Raw genomic sequence first — 272 nt, forward strand, 5'->3', positions numbered from 1 at the left:
CTTCCAACTACCACTGCACTGCTCAGCACGAAGCGGTTTCTTTCGTGCGGGTCGTCGGGGTTCTCGAAGCGCTTGGGCAGAAATACTCGGTAGACGAAGTGCATTGATGCCATCCCCACCAATCCGAGATAGATCGCTGTCAGCTGTAGGTCTATCGGGTTGTCAATATCGAAGAACTTGACCTGAACAATGCTCCATAGGCAGAAGAAGAGAAATACCCATTTCATGCGGACATCCTTAGCGCTGAGGCTGGAAACTGTTTCTTGGTGAAG

The 272-nt window shown here is 50.7% G+C and carries 1 protein-coding gene; it reads right to left on the reverse strand.

Annotation, left to right across the window (positions count from 1 at the left end; all coding sequences use genetic code 11):
- Nucleotides 1–227, reverse strand: a 227-nt coding sequence (locus SB786_RS36305) for a hypothetical protein (protein WP_410731587.1), incomplete at its 3' end; no start/stop codon positions are given.
- Between the last annotated feature and the right edge of the window lie 45 nt (nt 228–272).

It is taken from the genome of Burkholderia sp. SIMBA_062 (assembly GCF_046534765.1).
GTDB classification, from domain to species: domain Bacteria; phylum Pseudomonadota; class Gammaproteobacteria; order Burkholderiales; family Burkholderiaceae; genus Burkholderia; species Burkholderia ambifaria.